Annotated in this window: 11 protein-coding genes and 1 pseudogene; 6 read left to right on the forward strand and 6 right to left on the reverse strand. The window is 74.7% G+C overall.

Annotated elements, in window-relative coordinates; translation table 11 throughout:
• The first annotated feature begins 138 nt into the window (after positions 1–138).
• The 3 genes from ACWDBB_RS08255 (at position 139) to fabG (ending at position 3,486) form a co-directional block, all read left to right on the forward strand.
• Positions 139–1,302 carry an acyl-CoA dehydrogenase family protein gene (locus tag ACWDBB_RS08255; RefSeq protein ID WP_449788793.1) on the forward strand — a complete coding sequence of 388 codons (1,164 nt, stop codon included), beginning with the start codon at positions 139–141 and terminating at the stop codon, positions 1,300–1,302.
• A 51-nt stretch (positions 1,303–1,353) separates the two neighbouring features.
• On the forward strand, positions 1,354–2,553 hold the full coding sequence (locus tag ACWDBB_RS08260; RefSeq protein ID WP_392915049.1) for a thiolase family protein: 1,200 nt from the start codon (positions 1,354–1,356) through the stop codon (positions 2,551–2,553).
• A gap of 174 nt (positions 2,554–2,727) precedes the next feature.
• A complete protein-coding gene (gene fabG, locus ACWDBB_RS08265) occupies positions 2,728–3,486 on the forward strand; it encodes a 3-oxoacyl-ACP reductase FabG (protein ID WP_449788794.1) in 759 nt (252 codons plus the stop codon).
• 183 nt (positions 3,487–3,669) lie between these two features.
• Here the strand turns inward: fabG and ACWDBB_RS08270 are convergent, their stop codons facing one another.
• Positions 3,670–4,068 (reverse strand): VOC family protein, encoded by a 399-nt coding sequence (locus ACWDBB_RS08270; protein WP_449788795.1) that lies wholly within the window; start codon positions 4,066–4,068, stop codon positions 3,670–3,672.
• Between the two features lie 93 nt (positions 4,069–4,161).
• On the opposite strand from ACWDBB_RS08270, the pseudogene ACWDBB_RS08275 reads away from it, so the two are divergent.
• Both ACWDBB_RS08275 and ACWDBB_RS08280 read left to right on the forward strand, forming a co-directional pair.
• Positions 4,162–4,603: pseudogene (locus tag ACWDBB_RS08275) on the forward strand (helix-turn-helix transcriptional regulator).
• Positions 4,604–4,848: 245 nt separating this feature from the next.
• On the forward strand, positions 4,849–6,219 hold the full coding sequence (locus ACWDBB_RS08280; protein ID WP_449788796.1) for a S53 family peptidase: 1,371 nt from the start codon (positions 4,849–4,851) through the stop codon (positions 6,217–6,219).
• 153 nt (positions 6,220–6,372) lie between these two features.
• Here the strand turns inward: ACWDBB_RS08280 and ACWDBB_RS08285 are convergent, their stop codons facing one another.
• The gene (locus tag ACWDBB_RS08285; protein WP_449788797.1) at positions 6,373–8,685 is read right to left on the reverse strand and encodes a hypothetical protein; all 2,313 of its coding nucleotides are present in this window, start codon (positions 8,683–8,685) and stop codon (positions 6,373–6,375) included.
• Positions 8,686–9,049: 364 nt separating this feature from the next.
• Between ACWDBB_RS08285 and ACWDBB_RS08290 the strand changes: the two genes are divergently transcribed.
• Positions 9,050–9,580, forward strand: a complete 531-nt coding sequence (locus ACWDBB_RS08290) for an HAD domain-containing protein (RefSeq protein ID WP_449788798.1) — start codon at positions 9,050–9,052, stop codon at positions 9,578–9,580.
• A gap of 142 nt (positions 9,581–9,722) precedes the next feature.
• Here ACWDBB_RS08290 and ACWDBB_RS08295 read toward each other — a convergent pair whose 3' ends face one another.
• The 4 genes from ACWDBB_RS08295 to ACWDBB_RS08310 all read right to left on the reverse strand — a co-directional run bounded on the left by ACWDBB_RS08295 (position 9,723) and on the right by ACWDBB_RS08310 (position 15,319).
• Complete coding sequence (locus ACWDBB_RS08295; protein ID WP_449788799.1) at positions 9,723–13,802, reverse strand: LysM peptidoglycan-binding domain-containing protein; 4,080 nt, start codon at positions 13,800–13,802, stop codon at positions 9,723–9,725.
• Entirely contained in the window at positions 13,802–14,251 is a 450-nt protein-coding gene (locus ACWDBB_RS08300; RefSeq protein ID WP_449788800.1) for a hypothetical protein, read from the reverse strand. The genes ACWDBB_RS08295 and ACWDBB_RS08300 overlap by 1 nt, the downstream gene beginning before the upstream one ends.
• 160 nt (positions 14,252–14,411) lie before the next feature.
• On the reverse strand, positions 14,412–14,780 hold the full coding sequence (locus tag ACWDBB_RS08305; RefSeq protein WP_392875439.1) for a pilus assembly protein: 369 nt from the start codon (positions 14,778–14,780) through the stop codon (positions 14,412–14,414).
• A gap of 164 nt (positions 14,781–14,944) precedes the next feature.
• The gene (locus tag ACWDBB_RS08310) at positions 14,945–15,319 is read right to left on the reverse strand and encodes a TadE/TadG family type IV pilus assembly protein (RefSeq protein WP_449788801.1); all 375 of its coding nucleotides are present in this window, start codon (positions 15,317–15,319) and stop codon (positions 14,945–14,947) included.
• Positions 15,320–15,324: the final 5 nt, after the last annotated feature.

Here is a 15,324-nt window from a genome sequence, read left to right on the forward strand (position 1 = left end):
CGTGGGGACCGATTCTGGCAGGTGCCTCTTCCCAGCGCGGGCCGGGCGGGGCTACAGTCGCCCCCATAAAACTTGCAGCGCTAGTTTAATGGGCCCGGGCCCCGCGCCGGGCCCTGGACACCGCATTCGGGAGCCTCCGTGAACCTGGAGTTGTCCGAGGAGCAGGCCGCCGTCCGGGACCTCGCCGCCTCCTTCACCGACCGCGAGATAGTTCCGTACGCCGCCGGGTGGGACCGCGCCGAGTCCGTCGACCGCGCGATCGTCGGCAAGCTGGCGAAGGTGGGCTTCCTGGGGCTGACCATCCCGGAGGAGTACGGCGGCAGCGGCGGCGACCACCTCGCGTACTGCCTCGTGCTGGAGGAACTCGGGCGCGGCGACTCCGCCGTGCGCGGGATCGTCTCGGTCTCGCTCGGCCTCGTCGGCAAGTCCGTCAACGCCTTCGGAACCGAGGAGCAGAAGCGGCACTGGCTGCCACGGCTCACCTCGGGCGAGGCGCTCGCCTGCTTCGCGCTCACCGAGCCGGGCACCGGATCGGACGCCGCCAACCTCACCACCCGGGCCGTCCGGGACGGCGAGGACTGGCTGATCAGCGGCGCCAAGACGTTCATCACCAACGGCACCTGGGCCGACGTCGCCCTGGTCTTCGCCCGCACCGGCGGCGACGCGCCCGAACAGCGGGGCCACCGGGGCATCACGGCCTTCCTGGTCCCCACCGACCTGCCCGGCTTCACCCGCACCGAGATCCACGGCAAGCTCGGCCTGCGCGGCCAGGCCACCGCCGGGCTCACCTTCGAGGACGTCCGGGTGCCAGACAGCGCCCGGCTCGGCGAGGTCGGCAAGGGGTTCTCGGTGGCCATGGCGGCGCTGGCCAAGGGCCGGATGTCGGTGGCGGCCGGCTGCGTCGGCATCGCCCGGGCCTGCCTGGAGGCCGCCGTCCGCTACGCGGGCGAGCGCGAGCAGTTCGGCAGGCCGATCGCCTCCCACCAGCTCGTCCAGGAGCTGCTGGCCGGCATCGCCGTGGACGTCGAGGCCGCCCGGCTGCTCACCTGGAAGGTCGCCGACCACATCGAGCGCGGCCTGCCGTTCGCCACCGAGTCCTCCGTCGCCAAGCTGTACGCCAGCGAGGCCGCCGTCCGGGCCGCCAACAACGCGCTCCAGGTCTTCGGCGGGTACGGGTTCATCGACGAGTACCCGGTCGGCAAGTACCTGCGCGACGCGCGGGTGATGACCCTCTACGAGGGCACCAGCCAGGTCCACCAGTTGCTCATCGGACGCGCCCTCACCGGCGTCAACGCCTTCTGACCCGTTCCGCCCCGCCACCCGCCCCCGCCACCCGACAAGGAGCCCGACGACGTGCGTCCCGTCTACTTCGCCGCCGCCCGCCGCACACCCATCGGCCGGCTGCGCGGTGCGCTCGCCACGGTCCGCCCGGACGACCTCTCGGCCACCGTGCTGCGCGCCCTGCTCGCCGACGCGCCCGCGCTCGACCCGGCCCGGATCGACGACGTCTACTGGGGCGCCGCCAACCAGGCCGGCGAGGACAACCGCAACGCCGCCCGGATGGCCGTCCTGCTGGCCGGCCTGCCGGAGACCGTCCCCGGTGCCACCGTCAACCGGCTCTGCGCCTCCGGGCTGGAGGCCGTCACCCTCGCCGCCCGGGCCATCGGCTCCGGCGAGGCGGACGTGGTGCTGGCCGGCGGCTGCGAGTCGATGACCCGCGCCCCCTTCGTCCTCCCCCGCCCGGACGAGGCGCTGCCGCACCGGATGGAGACCTTCGACACCAGGCTCGGCTGGCGGCTCACCAACCCGCGGATGGCCGAACTGCACGGCGTGCTCAGCATGGGCGAGACCGCCGAGGAGGTGGCCACCCGGTACGGCATCGGCCGGGAACGCCAGGACGCCTTCGCGCTGCGCAGCCACCAGCGGGCCGGAGCCGCTCGCAAGGACGGGCACTTCGACGCCGAACTCGTCCCGGTCGAGCGGCCGGACGGGGTGACGGTGAGCCGGGACGAGAGCATCCGCGAGGACACCAGCCTGGCGAAGCTCTCCGGGCTCAAGCCGGTGTTCCGGCCGGGGGGCACCGTCACCGCCGGGAACGCCTCGCCGATGAACGACGGTGCGGCCGGGCTGCTCCTGGTCGGTGAGGAGGCGCTGCGCGACCTCGGGCTCCAGCCGCTCGGCCGGTACGTGGCCGGGGCCTCGGCCGGGGTGCACCCGGACGTCATGGGCATCGGGCCGGTGCCGGCCACGGCGAAGGTGCTCGCGCGGGCCGGCTGGTCGCTCGCCGACCTGGACACCGCCGAGCTGAACGAGGCCTTCGCCGCCCAGGCGCTCGCCTCGGCCGACGGCATCGGGTTCAGCCCGGAGCGGGCCGAGGAGGTGGTCAACCCCAGCGGCGGCGCGATCGCGCTCGGCCACCCCCTGGGCGGCTCCGGCGCCCGCATCCTCACCACCCTGCTGCACCGGATGCGCCGTACCGGCGCCAGGCGCGGCCTGGCCACCATGTGCGTGGGTGTCGGGCAGGGTACGGCCGTGCTGGTCGAGAACGTCTGACGACCGACGGTGGCGGGGAGGCGGCTGACGGGTGGCGGCGAACAGATGACGGATGGCGGATGACAGATGACGAAATCTGTTATCTGTTAGCTGTCATCTGTTCGCCGTCCGATGTCAGCCGTTACCTGCCACCCGTCGCTCGTCGCCTGTTGATCCAACTTCCAAGGAGTTCACATGACGCGGTTCGCGGGGAAGGTCGCCGTGGTGACCGGAGCGGCGCAGGGCATCGGGGCGGCCACCGCCCGCCGGTTGGCGGAGGAGGGCGCGGCGGTCGCCGTGGTCGACCTCACCGCCGAGCGGGCGGCCGGGACGGTCGCCGAGATCACCACCAAGGGCGGCACCGCCCGGGCGTACGGCTGCGACGTGGCCGACTACGACGCCGTGGAGGCGGTGTTCGCGCAGGTCGCGGCGGACCTCGGCGGGGTGCACATCCTCGTCAACAACGCCGGGATCACCCGGGACAACCTGTTCTTCAAGATGCCGAAGTCCGACTGGGACACGGTGCTGACGGTCAACCTGACCAGCGCGTACAACTGCAGCCACGTCGCGCAGAAGTACATGGTGGCGCAGAAGTACGGCAAGATCGTCTCGCTCAGTTCGCGCTCCGCCCTCGGCAACCGGGGCCAGGCCAACTACGCGGCCGCCAAGGCCGGCATCCAGGGCCTCACCGCGACCCTGGCGATCGAGCTCGGGCCGTTCAACATCAACGTCAACGCCGTCGCGCCCGGGTACATCGCCACCGCGATGACCGCCGCCACCGCCGAGCGGGTCGGCAGCAGCGCCGAGGACCACCAGGCCGAGGTCGCCGCCCGGACGCCGCTGCGCCGGGTCGGGCAGCCGGAGGAGGTCGCCTCGGTCGTCGCCTTCCTGGCCAGCGAGGAGGCCTCCTACGTCAGCGGACAGACGCTGTACGTCAACGGCGGTGCGCGCTAGGCGTGTTGTCTCGGGACGCCGGTTCCGTGGCACCCTCGACGGCGAGCCGCCGCGGGAGCGCGGACGTCCTTCGGGGGCCGGCGGCTTGGTCCGCCGCCCCCGCCCGTGGCGGCTCCTGGACGCGGCGGCCGCTCACCGGGCGCCCCACGATCTCAGGGCTCCGGTGAGCGGCCGCGCGTGGCGTCAGCGCGCGAACTTCTCGACGGCCTCCGCGGTGGCGGGGGTGAAGAAGTTGACGAGGTTGCCGTCGGGGTCGCGGAACAACAGCGACCGGTTGCCCCAGGGCATCGTGGTGGGTTCGTTGACGAAGTCGGTGACGAAGCCGGTCAGGTTCCGGTGAACACGGTCCACGTCGTCGACGAGGAACTCGGTGATCACGCTGTGGTTGTCCGCCGGGCGGGCGGAGCCCGGGGCGAACAGCGGGACGGTGCGGGTACTGGCGATCGCGAGGGTCGCGCCCGCGGTCCTGAGTTCGGCGAAGTCCTCGGTGACCCGTACCGCCCGAATCCCCGTCGCTCGCTCGTAGAACTCGACGAGGCGTGCGACGTCGCCGGTGATGATGCGGATCGAGACGAAGTCCATGGGAATCTCCTTGGCCGTGCTGGAGGCGTGCACGTCGCAGGCTAGGAGGATTAGTGGACAGAATCGGTCCTCTATTCGCGTCAGGCTGCGGACATGTCCCGACCCACCGGCCGCGTGCTGACGCTCCTGGAACTGCTGCAGTCGGGCGGCACCCGGACCGTGGCCGAACTCGCCGCCCGTCTCGGCGTCGAAGGGCGCACCGTGCGGCGGTACGTGGACCAGCTGATCGACCTGGACGTGCCCGTGGAGTCGGTGCGCGGCCGCTACGGCGGGTACCGGCTGGCCCCCGGGTACCGCCTGCCTCCGCTCATGCTCAGCGAGCGTCGCGATTCTGGAGGAGTACGAGCCCGCGGCCGGCCAGGACCCGGCGGCCGGGCACTGGCTGCGCGTCGAGCTGCGGGCGCAGGAGCTCGACTGGTTGCCCCGGGTCCTCGCCTCGCTCGACCGGCCGTTCGTCATCGAGCGCCCCGACGCGCTGCGCGGTCTCGTCATCGCGTTCGCCGATCGCCTCACGTCCTGCGCCCGCCAAGTCTGACGGCGAGGCACCGATGCCAGGAGACGGCACGGTCGGGCGGATTTCTGACGCGTCATCACCTGGCGCCCCCAGGTGGGAGGTTACTTTCCCCTGGGATGACCTTTACCTTTTCGCGTGGCCGAGCATGACCATGGCCTCGATCGTGCGACCCCACCAAATGACTATGGCATGATCATGCAGCTCTCGATGGGATGGCCGGACCGACCCGACCGAACCAGGTCGGGCCCTGCGCCCCAAGGAGCCCCATGGGCAGCCCCGCCACCCTCCGCCGCGCCCTGGCCCTGCTCGCCGTGGGGGCCACCGCCCTCACGGCCGGCACCGTCGCCGTTCCGGCCGCCGGCACCGCGATCGCCGCCCCCGCCCGCGACCTCACGGGCGTCCACGTGCGCCCCGCCTCCTTCGGGCAGCACAGCACCCAGGGCCGCCCCGCCCCGCTGAGCACCACCCAGTGCGTCAGCCAGGTCGGCATCCACTGCTACTCACCGCTGCAGTACCGGGCCGCCTACAACCTGAACCCGCTGTACCAGGAGGGCATCACCGGCAAGGGCCGCACGATCGTCATCGTCGACTCCTTCGGCTCGCCGACCATCCAGCACGACCTGGAGGTCTTCGACAAGCAGTGGGGCATCCCGGACACCAACGTCGAGGTGGTCAAGTGGGGCAACGTCCCCACCTGGGACCCGAAGAACCCCGACCACACCGGCTGGGCGGGCGAGACCACCCTGGACGTCGAGTACGCCCACGCGATCGCCCCCGACGCGCACATCATCCTGGTCGAGACCGGCGTCGCCGAGACCGAGGGCACCACCGGCCTGCCCGAGATGATGGACGCCGAGAAGGCCCTCATCAAGGCCGGCCGCGCCGACGTCATCTCGCAGAGCTTCGGCGCCACAGAGAACACCTTCCCGGGGTACGACAAGGGCGACTTCAAGTCGCTCACCGACCTGCGCTACGCCTTCCAGGCCGCCGCCGACCACAACGTGACCGTGCTGGCCGCCTCCGGCGACAACGGTGCCACCGACGCCAAGGAGAACGGCACCGACCTGTACCCGTACAAGGTCAACTCCTGGCCGTCCTCGGACCCGCTGGTCACCTCCATCGGCGGCACCCAGCTCACCCTGGACGACTCCGGCAACCGCACCGCGCCCGACAAGGTGTGGCACGACAAGTCCGGCGCCGGTGGCGGTGGCGTCTCGGGCATCTTCGAGCGCCCGTGGTACCAGGCGGGTGTCGCCGGCGTCACCGGCAACCACCGCGGCACCCCGGACATCAGCATGAGCGCGGCCGTGGACGGCGCCGCCTGGACCTACGAGTCCTACGACCCGACCTCCGTCGGCTGGCACCTCACCGGCGGCACCAGCGAGGCCACCCCGCTGTTCTCGGGCGTCGTCGCACTCGCCGACCAGCTCGCCGGGCACCGCCTCGGGCAGCTCAACTGGCGCCTGTACGGCATGAACCTGCTGCCGAGCAAGTGGAGCGGCATCGTGGACGTGAAGCAGGGCGACAACGGCTGGGACGGCGTCACCGGCTACAACGCCACCGAGGGCTACGACCTCGCCAGCGGCCTGGGCACCATCGACGGAACGCAGTTCGTGCACGCGATCGCCGGTCGGTGAGCGGGCGATTCGCCCGTGGCAGGTGACGCGGGCTATGGGTGACAGGTAACAGATAACAGACGACAGCGAACAGCTGACAGATTTTGAAATCTGTCAGCTGTTCGCTGTTTTCCGTCTGCTGTTGTCCCTCCGCTGTTGCCCGTCGGCGATCGGTCAGCCGGTGGCGGCGAGCTGGGCGAGGTAGCGCTCGGCGGCGCGGAGCTTGCGGCCGTCGGCACCCGGGAGGTAGGCGCGCAGTTCGATGATCTCCGGGGCGATCCGGATGGCCTCCGCACGGTCGGTGATGGCCCGCCAGCAGGCCTCGGCGTTGGTGGCCGCCCGCTGGGTCTCCGGGTGGTCGGGGCCCTGCGAGCGGAGCAGCGTCAGGGCCACCTCGCGGTAGATGTCCGCGGCCTCGGCCGTCCGGCCCGCGAGCCGGCAGACGTGCGCCCGGACCTGCCGGACCTGCAGCACCGGCTCGGAGACGGCGCCGTGCTCGGCGATCGCCTCCAGTTCGAGGGCGAAGGCCAGATCAGTGGCGGCGGCGTGGTCCCCGGCGTCGGCGCTACGGACGATCCGTCCGATCACCTCGCGGTAGTCCGCGCGGGGCGGACCGGCCGCGCCGTCCTCATCGGCCGGGGCTCCGGCAGTGGCGTCGACCGGAGTGTCGCCGGGAGTGGGAGTGTCGCCCGGAGCAGGAGCCGGAGCCTCGTCGGCCGACGGCGCGTCGGCGGTGGCCTCGCCGACCGGCACCTCGTCCTGCGGCACCTCGTCGTGCGGCACGTCGCCGACCGGCACCTCGTCCTGCGGCGCGGCGTCGGTCGACAGCTCGTCAGCAGTCGCGTCCTCGACCGGAACGATGTCGACGGGCTCCCCCTCGACGGGCACCTCGTCCGTCGGCGCGGGCTCCACCGGGACGGCGTCCTCGGGCTCCTCCGCGGCTCCAGGCTCCGCCTCGACCTCGGACTCGGACTCGGACTCGGACGCCGCCTCGACCTCGACCTCGACCTCGAGCTCGGACTCGACCTCGAGCTCGGACTCGACCTCGATCCCGGGCTCCTCGACGGCCTCGCGCGCCCCCTCGACGGCCTCCCCGACCGCGACCTCGGAGGCCACCACGGCCTCCTCCTGCGGGAGTTCGGGCTCGGCGACGGCCTCGACCGTCGGTTCCGGCCGGGACTTGAGGAGCGTGACACCCGCCGGGGGCGTGCTGTCCTCGGGCACGGCGTCGGCCGGGGCGGGCTTGAGCAGGCTCACGCCCGGGGCCGCCGCTGTCTCGCCCGCCTTCAGCAGGCTGACCGGACGGGCCGGCCGCGGCGCAGTGGGCGGAACACCCGGCTTGACCAGGCTGACCGGACCGCCCGCGGCCGCCGGGGCCCCGGTCGGCGGCGCGGGCACCGCGGCCGGAGCCGGCACCGGCCACTCGGGGACCGCGTCCCGCGGCTCCCCCGGACGCGGTAGCGGCGGCGCCGGGGGCGACGACATGTCGGAGGGCACCACACCGGCCGCCTGAACCGCCGACACCGCCGACATCGACACCGCCGACGCGGCCGACGCCGGCATCGGCGGAACCTCGGCCGGCGGGCCCTCGCCGCGGCGGGCCGTATTGCGGAAGAACGGCCGGTCCGGGGCGTGCGTGGCCAGGATGACCACGTCCGGACGCAGCACCGAGTACACCTGCTGCCGCAGCTGCTCCGGCGCGAGCACCTCGCCCGCACCCGGCCGACCGCCGTGCAGCGCCTCGATCAGTGCGCGGGTGAAGGTGCCGATCTGCTCCGGGTCCGGACTGACCACCGCCCACAGCGGGATGCCCTCGCTGAGCGGCGAGACGGTGCCCTGGAGGTACGGCCAGGCGTTCTGGTCGGCACTCAGGTCGGCGATGACGAGGGTCTGCCACTCGGCCGGACGGTGGCTCAGCTCGGCGGCGATGGCCGGCCAGGGGAGGCCGTCCTGCTTGGCGTCGCGCAGGGTCAGTTGGAGCTGTCCGCCGCGCTTGTCGGCGACGACGTGGCCGCCCAGGTGGATCAGCAGCGGTCCGGGGTGGCGGGAGGCGGCGCGCAGGTGGGCGAGGACGGTGTGCGGGTCGCCGGCACCGGGGAGGTGGACGGCGTCCACCGCGTCCGCTGCGAGGAGCACCTGCGGCGAGACGGCGGCGAGCATCGCCGAGAGCACCGGCGCCTGGGCCGGCCCGCCACGGCCCCAGGTGCGGCGGCCGGAGGTGCCGTACCCGCCCTCGATCACCAGGATCCGCCCGCGCGGCGCGGCACCGAGCCCGCCGGTGGCACCGGCGCTGCCGGCACCACCCGCACCGACGGCGGCGACCGGCGCCGCGCTCTGGACCGGGAACGGCGGCGGGGTCGCCGAGGACAGGGCCCCGGCGGCGGGCAGCCCGGTGAGGGTCCATCCGGTGGGCGGAACGGGCGGTGCCGTCGGGGGCGCGGGCGGCGGCGCGGGCGCCTGCCCGACCGGTTGCGCGGCACCCCGCACGGAGGCGGTGACCGGAGCGGGCGCCGGGACGGGAGCGGGGGCGACCGGAGGCGCCGGCGGCGGCTCGTACAGCGCGGCGGGACCGGGTGGGTGGTCCTCGGCAGGGAGGCGCGGGGGCGGCGGTACGGCGTCCCAGGGACCCGGTTCCGGTGCCGGGTCGGGACCTCCGGAAACCGCTGTCGTCTCCGCCATCTCCTGGTCACCGCCCCGCCCCGCCGCTCCCGCGGCGTCTGATGCCCTCGCCTGCGTGGTGCCTGCCACCACACTCCGTGCGCGCCACCCTACGAGATCCCGGCTCGCCCGTTCCAGGCCGGGTGGCCGATCGGCGCGCCCACCGCCCGCCCCGTCCCGCTATGGTGCCGTCATGATCGATCCCGATCGCCCCCTGCTGTTCCTCGACGTGGACGGCCCGCTGATCCCCTTCGGTGCCCCGCCCCCGGGCGGCTACCCCACCTACCGCAGCCCGTACGTCCCGTCCGGCACGGCCGCGGCCGGGAACCCGCTGATCGCCCGCGTGGACCCGGAGTTGGGGCCGCGGCTGCTGCGCCTGCCGGCCGAGCCGGTCTGGGCCACGACCTGGCTGGAGGACGCCAACGAGTGCCTCGCGCCCTGGCTCGGTCTGCCCCGACTGCCCGTCGTGGACTGGCCGGTGGACGACACGGACACCCCGGACTGGCCCGACGGACCGGACGGCCTGCACTGGAAGACCCGTGCGCTGGTCGAATGGGCGGGCGGACGGCCGTTCGCCTGGGTGGACGACGAGATCACCGAGGCCGACGACCGCTGGGTCGCCGCGCACTCCCCCGCCCGCGCCCTGCTCCACCGGGTGGACCCCCGACGAGGGCTCACCGAAGCGGACTTCACAGCCCTGGACACCTGGCTGCGGACGGTCTGACCGGCCGGCGCACCGTCCCAGCCCACGGTGCGCCGGCCACATCCGTGCGAGACGTCCACACGGCCGCCACATCGGCCACCGGCCAGTCAACTCGACTGCCCGGTCACCCCCGTGGGGGTGACCGGGCAGTCGGCGATCCGCTTCAGGACCCCGCGAGCAGGTCCCGCAGCAGGGCGACGGTGTCGGCGTCCAGGTCCCGGCCGGTGCGGCGACTGAGCGCGTCCAACCGGTTGACGGCGCGCAGGAGTTGGTCCCGGGCGCCGGCCGAGGCGTAGGCGTAGAAGAGGTCCCGGTGCAGCAGTTCGACGTCCGGGGCGACGGCGAGGCCGCGGAAGACGGCGGCCTCGGCGCTGCGGTGGTCGCCGTACTGCAGGCGGCGGGCGGCCAGTTCATGGGCCGTGTCGACGATCGCCGCGATCATGTCCTGCCGCTCGGCCTCCGCCCAGCCGTACGAGGCCGGCGGGGCCTCGGCGAACGGTGCGCCGCGGACCAGGGCCAGGGCGTGGGCGAGGGCCGCGTCGGCGGTGGCACTGGTGCTGCGCATGCCGCGCCGGTAGAGGCTGCGGAACTCGTCCCAGTCGCAGGTGACCGCCGGGGCGAAGGCGTAGCCCTCGGTGCCCTCGGTGGGCAGGAAGGCGCGGCCCTCCGGCGAGGTGCCGAACCAGTCGGCCAGGTCGGAGAGTTTGGCCGGCAGCGGGCTCCTGGCGTCGGCCGCGGTGGGGTGCGGGTCGAGGTGCGCCGCCCCGGGGTGCAGGTCGTGGTCGAGTACGTGGAGTTCGGAACCCGGCCGCAGCGCCAGGTAGACGGCGAGCTCGGTGAGCCGGGGCAGCGCGCCGGGTGCGGCGGCGCCGAGGGCTCCCGCGACGTCCACCGGGCCGAGCAACCGGATCCGGGGGGCGTTGCGCGGGGCGTGCGCCTCCGGGGAGCGGAGGATGGCGAGCAGGTCGTCGCTGTCGCTGCGACCGGGCGTCGTCCGGGCGACCTGGGCGACGGCGGCGGGGCCTGGCTCGACGGCGGGCGCCGGTTCCTCCGTACCGACCGTGTCCGCGGTTTCGACGGCCTCCGCGAACCCGGTGGCCCCGGCGGGCCCGGTACCGGCGGCGGACTCGGCGGCGGACTCCGAAGCCGCCTCCGAAGTGGACTCCGGAGCGTGCTCGGCCAGCGGCGCCGACTCCTCGACGGTCGTCGAGCCGGTCCGCTCCGCCGCCACCGGATCTCCCGCCACCGGCCGCGGCGCGACCGGCTGCGGCACGACGGGCTGGACGGCGAGCACGACCGTCGCCGTGGACTCCGAAGCGGAGTCCCCCGGCTCGTCCGCCCCTTCGCCCTCCGTCGGGTCAGGCCGCCGCAGGTCACGGGTGGTCTCGTCGGTGGCTGCCTGCCGTCCCTGCCCGTTGACGACGAAACGCGCCGGGCCGGCCGGCACCGGAGCCGACCCGGGAACCGGGGCCGGAGCCGGAGTCGCAGGCGGCAGGGCGGCAGTCGCCGGAGCCGGCGCCACCGGATCGGTGCCCGCGAACGGGCTGGCCCCGGTGCCGATGACCCGGGCGAGCAGCCGGGGACCGGCAGCCGCGTCCGCGCCCTCGTCCGTCCCGCCCGCCACGACCCCGCCACGAGCGGCACCTCCGCCCGGGGCGCCACCAGCCGACGCCCCGCCGACCGCCGAGACCGCCGGGACCGCCGGGACCGCCGAGGCGACCGAGACCCCGACGGCGGCCAGTACCGGTACGGCGGCGGGCAGTTCGGTGGTGTCGGTGTCGTCCTCCGGTCCGTCCAGGGTCCAGGCCGGGGCCGGGTGCTGGGTGGTGTCGTCGGCGACCCGGAGCAGCTCGGCGACCTGGTCGTACTGCCGTACGTCGAGACGCTGCAGCTCGACCGTGAGGTGCAGGCCGGGGATCGCGGCCTGGCCGGAGGTCGGCAGGGTCCAGCGGGCGACCGGGCCGGTGCCGCGCTCGGGGGCGCGGGTGATGACGGCGACGCAGGTGCGCGGGCGGGCGTCGAGCAGGCGCCCGAGCTCGGCGGGGACGTCCCCGCCGGGCTGGTGGGCGCAGAGCACGATCTCGGGCGTCCAGGACTCGTCGGCCTGGCCGCGGCTGCGGGCCTCGCGCGGGCTGGTGGCCTCGGCGGCGACCAGGGTGGCGCGGGCCTTGGCGGTGCGCGGGCCGAGGGCGGCGAGCGCGGCCTCCAGGGTGGGGTGGCGGTGCACGCGTTCGGCGGCCGGGCCGCTGATCGGCACCTCCTCGGCGAGGTCCACCAGGTGCAGGTGGAGCCGGTCGGCGAGCGGGCTGTGGGCCAGTTCGATGGCGAGGGTGCGCAGCACGTCCCGGGCGTCGTCCGGGTGGCCGGACAGGTGGAGCAGCCGGACGGCCTCCAGGTCGGCGAGGACGACCGAGCCGTCCGGCGAGGTGCCGAGGGTGACGAGCGCGGGGTACGGCGCGGGGGTCTTCCGGGCCTGGCCGGGGCTGAGCAGGTCGCCCGAGTCGGCGCTGCACCACCACACGTTGGCGGCGTGGGCGGCGCGGAACGGCGCGATCGGGGTGGCCGGGCCGGACAGGTGCAGTTCGACGGTCTGGCCCTGGGTGATCCGGGCGGCGACGATGGCGGGCAGCCGCTTGCCGCCGCGCACGGTGTTGCGGGCCAGGGTGCGCAGGGCGCGGTCCAGCAGTTCCAGTCCGGCCTGGTCCTGGCGGGCCATCAGTTCGTTCTCGAAGGCGGCGGCCTCGGCCTCGGGCATCGCGATGCGGTGCCGGGGGCGGCGGGCGCGCTGCTGGGTGCCGCGCTTGTGGGCGACGGTGCCGACCATGATGGCGGCGAGCAGGACGCCGACGGTGGAGGCCGAGAGGGCGACGCCGTAGTCGTCGTCGGCGGCCGGGTCGGCGTGCGCGGCGGGCGCGTGCGCCGGCGTGTGCGTGGGCGCGGGCACCGGGGCCGACTGCGGCGCGCCCTGCGCGGGAGCGCCCGGCGCCGGGGTCTGCGCCGCGGCCTGGTCCCCGGCAGCCGGAGCGGGAGCGGGAGCGGGCGCCGGAGCGGGCGCCTGGTCCACGGGAGCGGGAGCAGGAGCAGGCGCCGGAGTGGCGGCCCCCGTCCCCGGCACGGTGAGCACCATCCCCGGCACCACCACGTCCGGATCCGTCAGCTGCTCGCCGTCCGGGGCCTGCGCCCCCTTGTTCGCCTCGAACAGCTTCGGCCACTGCTCCCCGTCCCCCAGCTCCCGCTGGGCGATGGTCGACAGGCTCTCCCCGGCCTGGACGGTGACGGTGTGCTGCCCACCGGAACCGCCCGCACCACCGGGGCCGCCGGCCTCCGTCCCGGCCTGCGGGGCCCCCTGAGGCGCGCTCTGCGGCGTGCCCTGCGCGGCGTCCCCCGAGGGAGCCGGGGCGGGAGCCGGCGCCGGTGTCCTCGCCTCGTCGGGCTTGGCGTCCGCCGGCATCAGCAGCTCCCAGCCTGGCTGGATCGGCCGCTCGGCGTCGAAGCGGATGCCCGAATCGCCCATCACGCGGCCGTCGTTGAGCTTGGCGATCTCCACCCACCTTTCCCCCGAGCCCAGTTGGCGCTCGGCGATGGACCAGAGACTGTCGGCCGGGCGGGCGTCCCGCACCGTGTACGTGGCCTGCTGCTCGGCGGCCGGCGTCAGGGCCGGCGAGGCCTGCGCGGCGGGCAGTGCGGCACGCTGCGCGCCACCCGGCGCCAACTGGGCCTGGGCGACTGACCCGTGGGCCGGCTCGGGAACGGCCGCGAAGGCCGAACCGGCCACCGGCACCAGCGCGAGCACCGAGCCGACCAGCCCGGCCGCGAGCCGCTGGCTCCAGCCGAAGGCGGGGATGCGGCGGGCGATCCGGCCGCGCAGCTGGGCCGGGATCTCCAGCAGGACGGAGAGCGCGAAGCAGGCCCAGGCGATCCAGCCGACGACCACCAGCGCCCACAGGAACAGACTTCCGTCGTCCGGACTGGTGAGCGCCTCGCCCACCCCGCCCGAGGCGACCTCGCCCATCCCGGCGACCGCCTCCGTGCCGTACAGCAGCAGCGCGGGGACGCCGAACAGCAGGGCGAGCAGGGTGACCAGCGCGCCGAGCGCGGTGATCACCGCACGGCCGCGCCCGCGGGGTGGTCGGGGCGCCGGGGCGGCGGGCCCTCGGGCGCCGCCGGCGCGATGGGACGTCCCGGCCCGGCCGGTACGGGCCTGGGCGGTACGGGCCTGGTCCTTGGCACGTGGCGCGGCCATCAGTCGGTCTCCGCTTTCTCGACTCCGTGGACGAGGGTCGCACTGCCCTTGCCCGTTACCTTCCGTTCCCCGAGGGCGCCCAGCAGGACGGGGCGGTAGTCGGCCCGCACGGTGACGGTGACGACCTTGCCGTCGCCGGAGAACTCGACCTCGCCCGCCCGCAGGCCGTACAGGGCGAGGTAGGCGTCGGCGGCGTCCCGGACGTACTTCTCCTGGACCTTGAAGCCCTTGCCCTGCAGGACGGCCGCCCGGTCGAGCTGCTGGCCGCCGACCCGCGCGGCCTCCAGGGCGTAGGCGTCGGTCCGCTCGGCGACCCGCAGCCGGCCGCCGGCGTCGATCACCAGGGCGATGACGAGCACGACGTACGCCGCGCAGATCGCCACGAAGAGGGCCACCGCGCCCCGGTCGGACCGGCGCGCCGACAGCCGTCGCCGCAGACGGCTCACCACTCCCGTCTCCTCCCCCCGCTTCGCACGATGCTCTCCCCACCGGCCCCCACCGGGCGCCGCTCGGTACCGTTGTGTCATCCCCCGGGCGCTCTCCGCTTGCGTCTCCCCCGCACGGGCCGTCTCCAATCCCCCGTCTTCCGGGTGACGGCGCCGCGCGCCGTCATGTGCCCCGGTAACGGTCCACCACCGAGGTGAACTCGCCGACGAGGTGCTTCGTCACGGGTACCCCGGACGGTCCGCCGAGCAGGTCGGCCAGTTCCACGTCGCAGACCACCGTGACGGTGACGGTCGTGACCGGTCCGCCCGGCAGGTTCAGTTCCCCCCTGCCGACCCGCACGTCACCGTTGCGGCAGGACACGCCCTGCTGGCGCAGCGTCGCGAGGGCGGAGTCCCTGGCCGGCTGGTCCATGCCGTCCACGCTGCGCTGCAGGGAGGCGGTCCTGGCCGCGGCCCGGGCGGCGGCCTCCACGGTGCCGGCCGTGGACTGCACCCGCCCGGCGGCGATGGCCACCAGGACGAGTCCGACCACGCCCGGCACGACGATCGCCGCCTCGATCGCGATCCCGCCCCGGTCCCGCCTGCGCGGACGTGGACGTGACCGGAACCGAAGACGGGACCGCGGCCGGCGACCGCCGCCCGGCGCCCCCTGTGCCGCCTGTGCCGCCGGTACGCCCGTCACGCCCGTCACGCCCGTCACGGCGTCACCACCGGTGCCACGAAACGCTCTCGCGGCGCCTCGGCGAACTGGGTGACGGCGGGCGCCCTGAGCCCCGGTATCAGCAGCGGCGGGTTCAACCGCACGGTGACCCTGATGGTCTGCGCCGTGCTGCCGTCGGTGCGCACCGTGTACCCGTGCACGCCCTGCCGGTCGAGGAAGTCGCGGGCCTGCCGCTGGGCCGCCTCGTTCTTCTCGCCGTCCGTCGCACTGCCCTGCACCCGGCCGGCGTCCACGCCCTCGCGGGCGGCGGTGAGCGCGACCTGCCGGTCGTACCAGATCAGCGCGGCCTGGACGACGAGCAGCAGGAGCAGCAGGACGACCGGGAAGACGATGGCCAGGCTCAGGCTCATCGCCC

The organism is Kitasatospora sp. NPDC001095 (assembly GCF_053598615.1).

Bases quoted from the DNA above. Each gene is read 5' to 3' on its own strand.
- fabG (WP_449788794.1), top strand. From the start codon at position 2,728: ATGACGCGGTTCGCGGGGAAGGTCGCCGTGGTGACCGGAGCGGCGCAG.
- ACWDBB_RS08270 (WP_449788795.1), bottom strand. From the start codon at position 4,068: ATGGACTTCGTCTCGATCCGCATCATCACCGGCGACGTCGCACGCCTC.
- ACWDBB_RS08280 (WP_449788796.1), top strand. From the start codon at position 4,849: ATGGGCAGCCCCGCCACCCTCCGCCGCGCCCTGGCCCTGCTCGCCGTG.
- ACWDBB_RS08290 (WP_449788798.1), top strand. From the start codon at position 9,050: ATGATCGATCCCGATCGCCCCCTGCTGTTCCTCGACGTGGACGGCCCG.
- ACWDBB_RS08295 (WP_449788799.1), bottom strand. From the start codon at position 13,802: ATGGCCGCGCCACGTGCCAAGGACCAGGCCCGTACCGCCCAGGCCCGT.
- ACWDBB_RS08310 (WP_449788801.1), bottom strand. From the start codon at position 15,319: ATGAGCCTGAGCCTGGCCATCGTCTTCCCGGTCGTCCTGCTGCTCCTG.